Source organism: Paenibacillus sp. BAC0078 (assembly GCF_054483875.1).
This window is the reverse complement of the sequence record NZ_JBTLRW010000014.1, coordinates 125,921-140,542: the sequence shown is the minus strand read 5'-3', so window position 1 is coordinate 140,542 and position 14,622 is coordinate 125,921. Positions and strand designations below refer to the sequence as shown.

The window sequence follows — 14,622 nt, the reverse complement described above, 5'->3', positions numbered from 1 at the left end:
TTGAGCGGGGAGATTTGCTATAGTGGCGATATGAAAGCGGATACAAGGGGTGGAGAGAATGTTTTTGACAGAAGAAAAGCTAATCAAACGTCAGGCCGAAATCGGGAAGTACAGGTATTGCAAGGTACTTGAGCTTGAGGAGCTGGAGCTTGCAGAGGATGAGGACGGAGCTAACGGCGTATATCCGGAGGCTGTTTCTTTTGACGGCAAAATCAAGATAAATGAGCACTGGCGCGGGCGTGACCGTTATGTCTGGCTGCGTGCCGTGGTGGCGCTTCCCGCAAGCAAAGCGGGCTTCAAGATCGCCGGAAGGTTCGACTTCGGCAAGTCGGGGAGCTTCAACAACTCCGGGTTTGAATCGCTGCTGTTTGTGAACGGGGTGGCTTATCAAGGGGTTGATACGAACCACCGGGAGGTCATTTTTGGCGAGGAGCTAAGCGGACAGACAGTGGAGCTGGTCTTCCGGCTGTGGTCCGGCCTGGAGGGTGGGGGTAAGCCCGTTATCCAGGAGCACCGGATCAGCGAGGCGATGATTGGTTATCTGGATGAAACGATTGATGATTTGTGTTATCTGTCGCAGGCGGCACTGGACACTTACCGCTATCTGGGCGGCGACCAGCCGGAGAAGCAATGGCTGAAAAAGGCGCTGAACGATGCGTTCCGGGAAATTGACTGGTCGGAACCCGGCTCGGAGGCGCACCGGATTTCGCTGTACCGGGCGGGCGCCAGCCTGAACCATGCTGTGGATGCCATGCCCAAAACCTTTGATGTGACGATTACCGCCGTTGGCCACACCCACATAGATGTCGCATGGCTGTGGCGGCTAAAGCATACACGGGAGAAAATTGCACGGTCTTTCTCTACCGCGCTGCGGCTTATGGATGAGTTCCCAGAATACCAGTTCCTGCAAACGCAGCCGCAATTGTACGACTATCTGGCGAGTGATTATCCAGAACTATTCGGGCGGATCTCGGGCAAAATCAAGGAAGGCCGCTGGGAAGCGGAAGGGGCCATGTGGCTGGAGGCGGATTGCAACATCCCGTCCGGTGAATCCCTGGTCCGCCAGATTGTAGCGGGCAAACGTTACTTCCGTGAACAATTCGGCATCGAGAGCAAGTATTTATGGCTGCCGGATGTATTCGGTTATAGCTGGGCGCTGCCGCAGATATTGCGCAAGTCGGGCATTTCCACATTCATGACAACCAAAATTAGCTGGAACCAGTTCAACCGGATGCCGCATGACACCTTCTGGTGGCGGGGGATTGACGGTTCCGAAATTTTGACGCATTTCATCACAACCTCGGAGAAGAACGGGGATGCGTATACGTACAACGGCCGGATGACTGCCGCGCTGCTGCGGGGAATCTGGAATTCGTATCAGGACAAGGAAATCAACGATAACCTGCTGTTTACCTATGGCTGGGGTGACGGGGGAGGAGGGCCGACGCGGGAAATGCTGGAGCTAAGGCGGCGGTTTGATAAGCTTCCGGGGATTCCAAAGCTGAATATGGGCAGCGCAGGAGAGTATTTTGACGGGCTGCATGAACGTATTGAGAATTCTGAAGCGTATGTGCATACATGGAACGGCGAGTTGTATTTCGAATGCCACCGGGGGACCTACACCTCGCAAGCCCGTAACAAAAAATACAACCGGCGCTTGGAATTGCTGCTGCGGGATGCAGAGTGGCTCCACACGCTGACCGGTGTGAGACGCGGCGATTTGGAAACCGGTTATCCGGCGGAAGAGCTGCGCGGTATATGGGAGATTCTGCTGCGCAACCAGTTCCATGATATTATTCCCGGCTCGTCGATTAAAGAGGTGTACGAGGACAGCGACCTTGAATATGCGGAAGGGGAGGCGCGGTCGCTAGCATTGATTAATGGCTGCAGCGAAGCTGGACTGAGCACCGGAGAGCAAGAATACTTCACGCTACTGAACAGCTCAATTTGGGATCGCCCGCGTTATGTCGAGCTACCGGGTGAGGCTGCGGATGCCGCCGCCATTCATGATGCGGCTGGGCAGCTCTTGGAGCAACAGCGGACGGCAGACGGCGGCTGGCTGGTGTATGTTCCATCCGTGCCTGCGCTTGGCACAGCTGTATTGCAATATGGACGAGGAGAACAGGATAAGAACCGATTGGCAGGGGAAGCACCGCTTGCGGAAGTCGGTAGCAACCGCCTGACAACACCGCTGTATGAGGTTGTCTGGAATGAGCAGGGCCATTTCACCTCGATGTACGACCGCCGGAACGGCCGCGAGCTGTTGGCGCCCGGGAAGCGCGGAAATGTGCTTCAAGTATTTGAGGATAAGCCGCTGGATTTTGAAGCCTGGGATATTGATATTTTTTACCAGGAGAAAATGATTGAAATCTCGCAGCTTGCCGAATGCTCTCTAGTAGAGAATGGTCCGCTTAGAGCTGTCCTGCGCATGGACTGGACATATCATGCCTCAACGATTACCCAGCAAATCGTGTTCTACCGCGATACGGCCAGAATTGACTTCAAGACAGAGATCGACTGGCATGGGCATAATCAATTGCTGAAGGCGGCCTTCCCGGTGGATATCCATGCTGTGGAAGCTACCTACGATATTCAATTCGGCAATGTTAAACGGCCAACCCATTGGAACACAAGCTGGGATTATGCCCGCTTCGAAACGGTAGCCCACCAGTGGGCCGATGTCAGCGAGAGAGGGTATGGCGTAGCCCTGCTCAACGACTGCAAATACGGCTATGACATTAAGGACAGCGTGCTGCGGCTGACGCTGCTGAAATCGGCAGTTCATCCAGATCCAGAGCAGGATCAGGGCCAGCATGCCTTCACTTATGCGCTTTATCCGCATACAGGTGATTTTGTGGATGGAGGAGTGGTTCAGGAGGCTTGGGAGCTTAATAATCCTCTGCGTACCGTACCGGGAGAATTGAAGGGTGAGGCGTTATTCGCCATCGAGGGTAGCCACGTGCTGGTCGATGCGGTTAAGCGTTCGGAAGATGGCAGCCATGTAGTGCTGCGCCTGCATGAATACGCTGGTTCCCAGACCCGGGTCCGCGTGAAGAGCGCCTATCGAGTGACGTCATGGCAGGAATGTAATTTGCTGGAGGAGCCGCAGGGAGAGTGGCGGAAGGATGAGTTGGCATTTCAGATTAAGCCTTATGAAATCAAGACTTTTAGAATAGATATGGGGAAGAGACAGAACTGAGAGAAGACCAACATACAGCGGGAGAGGGGCGGAACAATAGATGAATAAATGCCTGGTGAACAAGACCGAAATTATGGAGAAGCTGAGCCTGGTGACAGATAAGCTGCTGAAGCTGGAGCGGCCGGATAACGAAGCAGAATTGCAGAGTTTAGGGGAGGATGCGGGACGGCGGGGATATTTTGCCCGTGACTTCGGTATGGAGGAATGGGACTGGCCGCAGGGCGTGGGGTTATATGGTCTGCAGAAGCTTGAGCGGCATTTCGGGGACACCCGTTACCGGGATTATGCGAAGCCGTGGATGGCCCGGCAACTGGAGAAGGGGCTGCCAAGCCGGAACATCAATACAACTGCCCCGCTGTTGTCGCTGATGGAAATGGAGGAGGCGGAGAAGCTGAGCCTTGAATGGGCCGATTGGCTGATGAATGGCCTGCCGCGGACGATAGAGCTTGGGTATCAGCATGTCACCACGGGGGCAAGCAAGCATGAAATTAACCTTCATGAAAATGAAATCTGGATTGATACGCTGTTTATGGCGATTCTGTTCACGGCGAAGATGGGTGTGAAATACGACAATGCCGAGTGGCGGCAAGCGTCGCTGCACCAACTGCTGCTGCATATCAAATACTTGTATGATAAAAAGACAGGGCTGTTCTTCCACGGCTGGCATTTTGGCGGCCGTCATAATTTCAGCGAAGCCTTCTGGTGCCGCGGCAACGGCTGGTTCGCGCTCGGTCTGCCGGAATACCTGGAGCTGATGCGCCCGTATCTGGACAGCGGAGTCTTCACTTACCTGCAGCAGACCCTGCAGGCACAGGCGGAGGCCTTATTGGCCTGCCAGAGCGGGGATGGGCTGTGGCATACGCTGCTGGATGATCCGGAGAGCTATACTGAGACATCCGGCTCGGCGGCTATCGCAGCTGGCATTCTGAATGGTGTGCGCAGGGGACTGCTGCCGGAGGCATATGCAGAGCAGGCTATGAGAGCGATTCAGGCTGTGCTGGACAGAATTGACGGTGAGGGTACAGTGCTGGGCGTATCCGGCGGTACACCAATCGGGGCTGTCAAAGAAGATTATAAGGGAATTATTATTGCCCCTATGGCCTATGGGCAGGCGATGGCTTTGGTTGCGCTTGGAGAAGCGTTGCAGCACTGTTGAACTCGCGTTAGGCAGCTATCCGGCGACAAGAAGATCGGCTTTGCCATCAGGGCAATCGCTTACGAAATGAACTGCGAGATTGGATGAAGTGGAAAAAGGAAACCTAATTTGCAAATTTCACTGATTTTTTGGTGATTATATGGAAAAAGTAGACTTAATCCTCTCCATTTTCACCCAATCAGTGATTTTAGAAGGGAATAAGTGGAGTTTTTCCCGCTAACCCTCCGGGGGGAGGTCACTCATCGGAATGAAGGGGAGAAATTCCACCTTAGTTATTTATTCCTGAAATTTTGAAGGCAAGAGTAAGATTTGCTTGTCGCCATGGTGGTACTTGGAGTATACTGATCTCGGGAGAGGTTAAGCGCTTACCCTTCAAGGAGGATAAGCGAAAATGGTAAATTCAATCGTAGTAGGCATCATCGGCGCAGGCAGAATCGGCCGCCTTCATGCGGATAATCTGCGTGTGATGCCGTCTTTTAAACTAAAATCAATCGCTGAGGCTGTAGTAGGCGAGGAATTGCTGGCCTGGGCGGAGAGCCGGAACCTGGGTTCCGTATTTGTGAATGGGGAAGACCTGCTGAACGACCCTGAGATCGAAGCGGTGTTCATCTGCACGCCGACGGATACTCATGCAACCTGGATTGAGAAGGCTGCCCGCGCCAAAAAGAATATTTTCTGCGAGAAGCCGATCAGCCTGTCATCGGCACAGACCAGCCGGGCGCTGGAGATTGTTAAGGAAGAAGGCGTATTGCTTCAGGTCGGCTTCAACCGCCGGATGGACCCGAGCTTCCGCAAGCTCAAGCAGCTGGTTCAGTCAGGAGAACTGGGCAAGCCGCATGTTGTGAAGATCACGTCGCGTGATCCGCAGCCTCCCGGCGAGGCTTATGTGCGCTCTTCCGGCGGAATGTTCATGGATATGACGATTCACGATTTTGATATGGCCCGCTACCTGATGGCCGAGGAAGTGGTTGAAGTGTACACCCGGGGCGCCAATCTGGTTGATCCGATGTTCGGGCGCTGTGAAGATGTAGACACAGCTGTGATTACGCTGACCTTCGCCAGCGGCGCGATCTGCGTGATTGATAACAGCCGGAAGGCCGTCTACGGCTATGATCAGCGGGTAGAGGTGTTCGGCTCCCACGGGTCGGCAACCGCCGACAACTGCCGTCCGACCACGGTGGAGATTTCCACTGCGGCATCGGTCACGCGTGATCAGCCGCTGCATTTCTTCCTGGAGCGGTACAACCAGGCCTTCACGGATGAGGTTGCCGCGTTTGCCCAGGCGGTTCGCCTGCAGGAGCCAATCATTTGCAGCGGCATTGACGGGCAGCAGGCGGAGCGCCTTGCCGAAGCGGCAAAGGAATCGCACCGCACCGGGCTTCCGGTCAAGCTGTCTCATGGTGCCGTATAGGGAATATCGCTGGCAACACAGGTTTTGTAAGCGGATGCACACATAAAGGCAGAGGAGGCCGGTGAAGATGCCCGATTTAGTCATTAAGGCCGGAGCGCCCGGTAAGGATGGACTGGTGGCGGCCGTAAGCAAGGAGAGCGCCGGGTGGAAATATGTAGGTTTTGAAGTATATCAGTTGCAAGCTGGGGAGCTGCTTACCCGCAGCGCGGAAGGGAACGAGGTCTGCCTGGTGCTGCTGGCGGGCAAGGCGGACGTAAAGGCAGATGGTATAGTTTTCGCCGGCATCGGTGAACGCATGTCCGTGTTTGAGGATATGCCGCCGTATGCGGTGTACGTTCCGGCAGGAGGGCAATATGAAGTTACCGCTCTGACGGAACTGGAGCTTGCCGTCTGTCTTGCTCCGGCAACAGGCAAATATGCCCCGCGGCTGATCGCTCCGTCCGATGCTGTGGCCGAGGACCGCGGCTCTGGCAGCATGTCGCGGCGGGTGGTCAACATTCTTCCCGAGCAGAGTGAAGCCGAGAGCCTGTTGGTTGTTGAGGTGCGCACGGGAGGGGGCAACTGGTCCAGCTATCCTCCGCACAAGCATGACCAGGACAATCTGCCGGCAGAGTCTTATCTGGAAGAGACGTATTATCACCGGGTAAATCCCGCCCACGGCTTTGTGGTGCAGCGGGTATACAATGATGACAGAAGCCTTGACGAAACGATGGCCGTGGCGGACCGCAGCATTGTGCTCGTTCCGGAAGGCTACCATCCGGTATCCGCCCCGCCGGGCTACGATTCTTATTATTTAAACGTGATGGCCGGCCCGGTCCGTACCTGGGTCTTCCATAACGACCCGGATCATGAATGGCTGTTCGGGACGCAGCAGCGCCGCCCGGATAAGCGGGAATAATCAAGGGCAGATACAAGAGGGGCTTCCGGTATGGCGGAGGCCCCTCTTTGCGCAGAATTTAGTTGAATAACTGAGGTGGATTTCCCCACTCCCCCTCCTCGTTCTAATAACGGCAATTCTGCCGTTATTTCAGACCGAGCCGAGTAATCTTACTCTAACAACGGTAATTCTGCTGTTATTTCAGATCAAACCGGGTAGTCTTGCTCCAACAACGGCAATTCTGCCGTTATTTCAGACCGAACCGGGCAGTCTTACTCTAACAACGGCAATTCTGCCGTTATTTCAGATCAAGCTAGCCAACTTAACGGTTTTCCTTGTTTTCTCTGTTCTTAGCTTTGGACAACTCCCCGGCACGGCTTCATAGACACCGTCTGGCGAGTTCCCTATAATCTAGGTATAAGATTGCATGAACGCAAAGGCGGGCTTATTAACGATGAAACCTACGATATATGATGTGGCACGGGAAGCGGGAGTCTCCATCGCTACGGTGTCCAAGGTGTTGAACAAGAGCGGGAGGATCAGCGACAAGACACGGCAGAAGGTGAACCGTATCATGGAGGAGCTGAATTACCAGCCGAGTCTGGTGGCCTCTGCGCTGACGAGCCGCCGGACAGGAACAATCGGGCTGATGATTCCCGATATCGCCAATCCCTTTTTTGCGGAGGCAGCCCGCAGCATTGAGGATTACGCCCAGGAACAGGGGAGCGACTTAATCGTGTGCAGCACGGACCGGAACGATGAGAAGGCGGCCAGATACATCTCGCTGCTCCTGCGCAAACGGGTGGACGGCCTAATCATTGCCTCTCATACCGGGAACCTGGACATGATCCGCCGTCTGCTGGCTGATCATGTGCCGCTTGTGCTGTTCTCGGCTGATATCCGTATGATGGAGTGCAACTCCGTCACGGTGGACGATTATAAAGGCGGCTACCAGGCCACGGAATACTTGCTGTCCCTGGGACATCGCAAATTGGGTATCATCTCCGACAATTTGCCGGGGAGCAAGCTGCGTGCTGAAGGCTTCCTGGATGCGCTGAAGGCGGCGGGTGTCCCTTTTGACAACCCGGCTAATATCACGCATACTTCGGCCACATTGGAGAACGGCCGGAAAGCGGCTGCGGCGATGCTGGGCCAGCCGGAGGCAGAGCGGCCGACAGCGGTATTTGCCTGCAACGACCTGCTTGCTATCGGGGTATTGAAGGAGGCGCGCAGCGCCGGTCTGTCCATTCCCCGCGATCTGTCCGTAGTGGGGTTTGACAATACGATGCTGGCTGATATTTGTCATCCCACCTTAACCAGCATTGCCCAGCCCCTGCGCGAGATGACGGAGCAGGCTATGATTCTGCTGAACCAATCCATCGACAACCCGGAGAGCCCGAAACGCAAGATCATGCTGATGCCTGAGCTGGTTGTCCGTCATTCCACGGGTCCGGGATGATGACGCTTTAACTGCAGTTGCCCCGGTCGTATGGCTTTTTAGTCCAAATGAGTTTGTTATTGAAAGTCATTCAAGGAGCCGTCAATAACAGCACTATCTCGATGCGCTTATATCAGTGGAAGCTCCTTTTTTCCTGCGGATGAAGCGCCGATCGATGAAAAAAGCGATGAGCAAGGACAGGACGCCGAGCAAAACCGGTATGCCAAACGCTTCAAAAGAAAAGGAGCTGCCTTCCAGCTTTAGGTGGTCGGTGGCGCGATATTCGAGCCGCTTAGCGGCAAATTTAGCCGTCTGAACATCCTCCTGCCCGGCCAAATCCTCGAACGCCGGATCCATTGCAAACCGATCCGCCGCACCGCGGTGCAAGTACAGCAGTTTCGCGCTGCTGCCGCTATTCTTCCATTGGTTGATATCGTCGGCGGCTGCAGACTCGGCATCGGCACCGACAACAATCATTTTCGCCAGCTTCGGCATGTTGTGTATCTGATAACGGGCGACTAGGTTCAGGCCATGCTTCGTTACAACCGGTTCATTCGTGCTTGAAACAGTCAACGTCGTTGTTGTACCGGAAGCGCCATAAGTATCGAATGCGGCGGACAAATCCAGTTCATCGGCACCGTTATACAGCAGCACGCCTGCCTTTTCTTTGTTCCATTGATAAGCGTTATTCAGTACATACGTTATATCACTCAAGCCGGCAACGAACGGTTTCATTTGCGGGTTCGTTACATAATCATAAGAGGGATAGTTCATCTCTTTTGCCACTTTTTTCGCTGCCGCCTCGCCCAACTGCTGGGAGATGACATATAGTGTAGCGTCGATCCCCGATGTCAGACCGGCAGAAGATACGATATTGCCTTGCGGGACGTAACGCCGATCCTTCACCCACTGGATTTCCGGATATTTTTTAATGAGCCGGTTGATGTCTCCCCAGTGCGTCGCGGCCGATTTACCGTTCAGCAAGCCGGTATCTGCCAGATTTTCAGCCCCGTTGCAAATGGAGATCAATGTCGTCTTGGTACCCGAGTGCTTCCGAATCCATTCACGGACAGGTGCATATTTTTTCTCGTCCAAAATCGGCATAAACGGAATAACGATAATGTCCGGGCTTTTGCCGAGCATCGTATCCATTTGATCAAACGAATAATGCGGGACGACATCGAGTCCGCCGGTTAGTGATTTAATTTCGCGATCGGGGGCAACACCGTATACATTGTAAGCTTCAGTCATCGCAAACATTTCGTACGGGACTAGAAAATCAAATACTTCCGTCACTTCGTTCGCCAGCAGCACAGCCACTGTCGGTTTGTTCACGTCATATTTCGGTACCTGCACATCCGTCAATGCAGGGGCGGCTTTATCGTAAACCGACATTCCGGCATTCATTGTATTGATGTACCCGACCGCACCCGTCCCCCCTACGACGACGACAAAAACGATGAGATAGATAATGATGCGTAATATAGTTTTCAATTGCTTTGCTCCTTCCAGTTAATATAGATTGCTTACCCATAAAAATTTAACAAAACAAAATGAGCATATCATCAGTCTGCGGTTCGGAAGAGGAGCTCGACAAAAGTTGGAGCGGCCACTGGACCTTAGTCTGTTCTCTTTTTTTAGCATGACTCGATAGGGCTATATTTTTAATAAAACTGTGACAAAGGCGCAACTTGTAATGAGACTATTGAAGAACTAACGCTTCTCATTCTAGCGGGACCCTAAAAATCAAAGAGACATCTGTCCTTTGCAAATCCGAGCAGGCAGGCGTGCAACAATGATGACAGCGCTTCAAATTCGGGATTGCCAAACCTGCACTTCTAAACTATACTTAAGTAGAAAATTAGGTTAAGCGCTTACCCTCCCCCCTGATGATTATTGTGCACCATTTCATTTCAATCCATTTTTCCCGATTTATCCTTTTCACGGAACTTTTCAAGGAGGCGTCACTATGAACGGTTTACAGTTCGATCCCGCCCGGCCGCTGGATTTAATCGCCGTCGGCAGGCTCTGTATTGACCTCAATGCCAATGAAACCGGAAGACCTATGGAAGAGACAATGACGTTTACCAAATATGTCGGCGGTTCTCCTGCCAATATTGTGATCGGTACGGCGCGGCTGGGCATGCGCACCGGCTTCATCGGCAAGATTGCCGATGATCAGATGGGCCGCTTTATCCGCACCTATCTGCAGAACAATCATATTGACGACAGCCAGGTGACCGTTGACCGTACCGGTGCGGTGACCGGGCTTGCTTTTACGGAAATAAAGAGCCCTCAGGAATGCAGTATCCTGATGTACCGGGACCATGTGGCCGATCTGCTGCTGGATACGAATGAGATTTCCGAGGATTATATCCGCAAATCCAAAGCGCTGCTGATCTCAGGCACTGCCCTTGCGCAAAGCCCCTCCCGCGAGGCGGTATTTCTGGCGCTGGAATTTGCCCGCAAGCATAATGTTACTGTATTTTTCGATCTGGATTACCGCCCTTATACCTGGAAATCAGCCGCAGAGACGGCGGTTTATTATAACCTGGCTGCTGAGAAATGCGACTGCATCATCGGCACCCGCGAGGAATTCGATATGATGGAGAATCTGTACAATGTGACTGGTGCAGACGACGAAGCAACGGCCAGCCGCTGGTTCTCGCACCGGGCGAAGCTGGTTGTCATCAAGCATGGCGGAAGCGGCTCCATCTCCTACACGGCGGACGGGCAGAAGCACCGCAGCGGTATTTTCCCGGCTAAGGTCCTGAAGACGTTTGGCGCTGGAGATTCTTATGCCTCGGCCTTCATTCATAGTCTGATGCGGGGCGACAGCGTCAGCGAGGCTATGCGGCGCGGCAGCGCGTCGGCCTCCATCGTCATTTCCCGCCATAGCTGCTCGGATGCCATGCCGACCTTGGAGGAATTGGACACGTTTTTAAGCACCAATGAGGAAATCTTCTCAGGCGCAGAGTAAGTGCAGCAACAGCAACATAACAATTAGAGCCAAAGGAGTGGACAGGATGGGACAGCAGACGGTACAAGTGCTGAACAACTATATAGACGGGCAATGGATAGCAGCGGCAACGGAGCAGACCGAGGCGGTGTATAATCCGGCTTCGGGTGAGGAGCTGGCCAGAGTACCGCTGTCAAGCAGAGCTGATGTAGACCGGGCGGTGGCGGCGGCGAAAGCGGCTTTTGAAGGATGGTCCAAAACTCCGGTGCCGCGCAGAGCACGTATTTTGTTCAAATACCAGCAGCTTTTGGTAGATCATTGGGATGAGCTGGCCAAGACCATTACATTGGAGAATGGAAAAAGCTTCAAAGAGGCTTACGGCGAGGTGCAGCGCGGCATCGAGTGTGTGGAATTCGCAACCGGTGTGCCGACGCTGATGATGGGCAGACAGCTGCCGGATATCGCGACAGGTATTGAGTCAGGGATGTACCGCTACCCTATCGGTGTTATTGGCGGCATCACGCCGTTTAATTTTCCGATGATGGTGCCTTGCTGGATGTTCCCGCTCGCCATTGCCTGCGGCAACACCTTTGTGCTGAAGCCTTCAGAACGGACACCGCTGCTGGCGGCGCGTCTTGTGGAGCTGCTGGAGGAGGCTGGTCTGCCTAAGGGAGTGCTCAATGTGGTGAACGGTGCGCATGATGTTGTCAACGGCCTGCTGGAGCATCCCGATGTGAAGGCGATTTCCTTTGTAGGCTCGCAGCCGGTGGCCGAATATGTGTACAAGAAGGGAACTGCGAATTTGAAAAGGGTTCAGGCTCTCGCGGGGGCGAAGAACCATTCTATCGTGCTGTCGGACGCGAACCTTGAGGCTTCGGCAACGCAGATTGTTAACGCAGCCTTCGGTTCTGCCGGGGAGCGCTGCATGGCTTGCTCCGTGGTAACGGTGCAGGAAGAGGTAGCGGATGAGCTGATCTCGATCCTGCTGCGTGAATGCGACCGGATGAAAATCGGCAACGGCCTGGAAGACGATACGTTCCTTGGACCGGTTATCCGTCAAGGCCATAAGGAGAGAACGGCGGCTTATATTGAACAGGGCGTGGCCGAGGGTGCGAAATTGCTCAGGGACGGCCGGGCGGATGCCGCTGCGCAGGGACAGGGTTATTTTATCGGACCAACGGTGTTTGACGGAGTGACCCAAGCCATGAAAATCTGGCAGGAGGAAATCTTCGCGCCTGTTCTGTCGGTAATTCGCGTTAAGGGTGTGGAAGAGGCCGTTGAGATCGCCAATGCGTCGCGGTTTGCCAATGGTGCGTGTATCTTTACGAACGACGGCGGCAAAGTGCGCTATTTCCGGGAGCATATCGAGTCAGGCATGCTTGGTGTGAATGTAGGCGTACCTGCACCGATGGCCTTCTTCCCCTTCTCCGGCTGGAAGGATTCCTTCTACGGCGATCTTCATGCGAATGGAAGCGACGGGGTTGAATTTTACACACGTAAAAAAGTCGTCACTGCCCGCTGGCAGTAAGGCGTGGAAGGAGGAGTTCATGTGGATAAGATCAGATTAACGACGGCGCAGGCACTGGTGAAGTTTCTGGAGCAGCAGTATGTGGACTTTGGCGGCGGGCCGGAGCGGTTCGTACACGGCATATTCACTGTCTTCGGCCATGGGAATGTGCTCGGCTTGGGGCAAGCACTGCAGGAGGCTTCGGGAGCGCTAACGGTCTACCAGGGAAGGAATGAGCAGGGAATGGTTCATGCGGCGACCGCTTTCGCCAAGCAAAGCCGCAGACGGCGGATCATGGCCTGTACCGCTTCGGTGGGGCCGGGCTCGGCCAATATGCTGACGGCCGCCGCCACCGCGACGGCTAATCAGATTCCCGTACTGCTGCTGCCTGGAGACACGTTCGCTACCCGCCAGCCCGATCCGGTGCTGCAGCAAATGGAGCATACTCATAACCTGTCGATTACGGTCAACGATGCCTTCAAGGCAGTGAGCAAATATTGGGACCGGATTTACCGGCCGGAGCAATTGATGACAGCACTGCTGAACGCGATGCGTGTGCTGACCGATCAGGCCGACACAGGGGCGGTTACAATCGCGCTGCCGCAGGATGTGCAGGGAGAGGCCTGGGATTACCCGCTTGATTTCTTCCGCAAACGTGTTCACCGGGCCCTACCCCGCCTTCCCCGGCCGGATGAAATTGCCGCAGCGGCTGACCTTATTACCAGCAAACAGAGACCACTCCTGGTCTGTGGGGGCGGAGTACGGTATGCGGATGCCGGAGCGGAGCTGCGTGCTTTTGCAGAGCGATTCGGCATCCCGTTCGGTGAAACGCAAGCAGGCAAAAGCGCGGTGGCAAGCGACTGCGCCTACAATCTCGGCGGCATAGGTGTCACCGGCAACGGCAGCGCGAATAGCCTGGCCGCACAAGCAGACCTGGTAATCGGTGTCGGCACCCGGTTTACGGATTTCACCACAGGCTCGAAGAGTCTATTCGCACACCCTGAGGTGGAGTTCCTGACGATCAACGCGTCTCCTTATCATGCGGCCAAGCTGGATGCGCTCGCAGTGGTCAGCGATGCCGCTGAAGGTCTAAAAGCGCTGTCTGCGGCCCTGGAGGAGCGCGGCTACCACTCCGCCTATACGGATGAAATCGTCTCGGCCAAGGCGGCGTGGGAAGCGGAAAGAAAGCGTCTGGCCGGCGTGGAGTATACCGGGAATGAGGGGGCGGACGGCACTGCAGGTTCATTCGTGCCAGAGATTGCCGGACATCTTGATGAGAAGCTCCCCGAATATGCGGCGGCGCTGAACACTTCACTGACGCAAACGCGGGTACTCGGCATACTCAATGAGTACATTCCGAAGGACGCCATTGTCATTGGGGCCGCAGGCAGCCTGCCGGGCGATATGCAGCGGATGTGGAATTCGGCTGTGCCGGATACCTACCATATGGAATACGGATTTTCGTGCATGGGCTATGAAATCTCCGGTGCGCTCGGCGTGAAGCTGGCGGAACCGGAACGGGAGGTATACGCGCTGGTAGGCGACGGCAGCTATCAAATGCTGCATTCGGAGCTGGTGACGAGCCTTCAGGAGAACAAGAAGATCAACGTCATTCTGCTGGACAATGCGGGCTTCGGCTGCATCAACAATCTGCAGATGGAGCAAGGCTTGAACAGTCTGGGCACAGAATTCCGCCACCGCAGCCCGGAAGGGCAGCTTAGCGGCGAACTGATGCGCATCGACTATGCAGCCAGCGCTGCCGGCTATGGTGTCAAGAGCTTCCGTGCGGCAACGGCAGAGCAACTCTACAGCGCCTTGGAGGAAGCACGGAAGCAGGAGCGGTCCACGCTGATCGACATCAAGGTGCTGCCAAAGACAATGACTCATGGCTATGGAGCCTGGTGGCATGTCGGGGTACCGGAAGTGTCCGGCAGCGAAGCGGTGCAGGCCGCTTATGAGCAGAAGCGCGGGCAACTGGAGAAGGCGCGCAGCTACTGAGGCAGCCAGAGCTGACGAAGTATGAATGCAACAATGCAGCGGCAGGCCCGCGCCTGCCGTATGGTGACAACGGAGGG

General features: G+C 54.7%; 9 protein-coding genes. 8 read left to right on the top strand and 1 reads right to left on the bottom strand.

All coding sequences use genetic code 11. The annotated features are described in order from the left end of the window. The first annotated feature begins 58 nt into the window (after positions 1-58). The 5 genes from ACX1DY_RS22765 (at position 59) to ACX1DY_RS22745 (ending at position 8,102) form a co-directional block, all read left to right on the top strand. Complete coding sequence (locus ACX1DY_RS22765) at positions 59-3,199, top strand: alpha-mannosidase (RefSeq protein WP_458966480.1); 3,141 nt, start codon at positions 59-61, stop codon at positions 3,197-3,199. Between the two features lie 40 nt (positions 3,200-3,239). Beyond that, positions 3,240-4,355, top strand: a complete 1,116-nt coding sequence (locus ACX1DY_RS22760) for a glycoside hydrolase family 88/105 protein (protein WP_458966479.1) — start codon at positions 3,240-3,242, stop codon at positions 4,353-4,355. 391 nt (positions 4,356-4,746) lie between these two features. Further along, positions 4,747-5,766, top strand: coding sequence for an inositol 2-dehydrogenase (gene iolG, locus ACX1DY_RS22755; RefSeq protein ID WP_458966478.1), 1,020 nt, complete (start codon positions 4,747-4,749; stop codon positions 5,764-5,766). A 67-nt stretch (positions 5,767-5,833) separates the two neighbouring features. Continuing rightward, complete coding sequence (iolB, locus tag ACX1DY_RS22750; protein WP_458966477.1) at positions 5,834-6,664, top strand: 5-deoxy-glucuronate isomerase; 831 nt, start codon at positions 5,834-5,836, stop codon at positions 6,662-6,664. Positions 6,665-7,097: 433 nt separating this feature from the next. Next, positions 7,098-8,102 (top strand): LacI family DNA-binding transcriptional regulator, encoded by a 1,005-nt coding sequence (locus ACX1DY_RS22745; RefSeq protein WP_458966476.1) that lies wholly within the window; start codon positions 7,098-7,100, stop codon positions 8,100-8,102. Positions 8,103-8,195: 93 nt separating this feature from the next. On the opposite strand, the gene ACX1DY_RS22740 is transcribed toward ACX1DY_RS22745, so the two are convergent. Next, complete coding sequence (locus ACX1DY_RS22740) at positions 8,196-9,575, bottom strand: DJ-1/PfpI family protein (RefSeq protein ID WP_458966475.1); 1,380 nt, start codon at positions 9,573-9,575, stop codon at positions 8,196-8,198. Positions 9,576-10,050: 475 nt separating this feature from the next. Between ACX1DY_RS22740 and iolC the strand changes: the two genes are divergently transcribed. The 3 genes from iolC to iolD are packed head-to-tail and all read left to right on the top strand — an operon-like array spanning position 10,051 to position 14,545. Further along, positions 10,051-11,061, top strand: coding sequence for a 5-dehydro-2-deoxygluconokinase (gene iolC / locus ACX1DY_RS22735; RefSeq protein WP_458966474.1), 1,011 nt, complete (start codon positions 10,051-10,053; stop codon positions 11,059-11,061). Between the two features lie 46 nt (positions 11,062-11,107). Then, entirely contained in the window at positions 11,108-12,568 is a 1,461-nt protein-coding gene (locus tag ACX1DY_RS22730) for a CoA-acylating methylmalonate-semialdehyde dehydrogenase (RefSeq protein ID WP_458966473.1), read from the top strand. Positions 12,569-12,589: 21 nt separating this feature from the next. Then, positions 12,590-14,545 carry a 3D-(3,5/4)-trihydroxycyclohexane-1,2-dione acylhydrolase (decyclizing) gene (gene iolD, locus ACX1DY_RS22725; RefSeq protein WP_458966472.1) on the top strand — a complete coding sequence of 652 codons (1,956 nt, stop codon included), beginning with the start codon at positions 12,590-12,592 and terminating at the stop codon, positions 14,543-14,545. Positions 14,546-14,622: the final 77 nt, after the last annotated feature.

Excerpts from the sequence above, each read along its gene's own strand:
- ACX1DY_RS22765 (WP_458966480.1), top strand. The coding sequence starts at position 59 with ATGTTTTTGACAGAAGAAAAGCTAATCAAACGTCAGGCCGAAATCGGG.
- ACX1DY_RS22760 (WP_458966479.1), top strand. The coding sequence starts at position 3,240 with ATGAATAAATGCCTGGTGAACAAGACCGAAATTATGGAGAAGCTGAGC.
- iolG (WP_458966478.1), top strand. The coding sequence starts at position 4,747 with ATGGTAAATTCAATCGTAGTAGGCATCATCGGCGCAGGCAGAATCGGC.
- iolB (WP_458966477.1), top strand. The coding sequence starts at position 5,834 with ATGCCCGATTTAGTCATTAAGGCCGGAGCGCCCGGTAAGGATGGACTG.
- ACX1DY_RS22745 (WP_458966476.1), top strand. The coding sequence starts at position 7,098 with ATGAAACCTACGATATATGATGTGGCACGGGAAGCGGGAGTCTCCATC.
- iolC (WP_458966474.1), top strand. The coding sequence starts at position 10,051 with ATGAACGGTTTACAGTTCGATCCCGCCCGGCCGCTGGATTTAATCGCC.
- ACX1DY_RS22730 (WP_458966473.1), top strand. The coding sequence starts at position 11,108 with ATGGGACAGCAGACGGTACAAGTGCTGAACAACTATATAGACGGGCAA.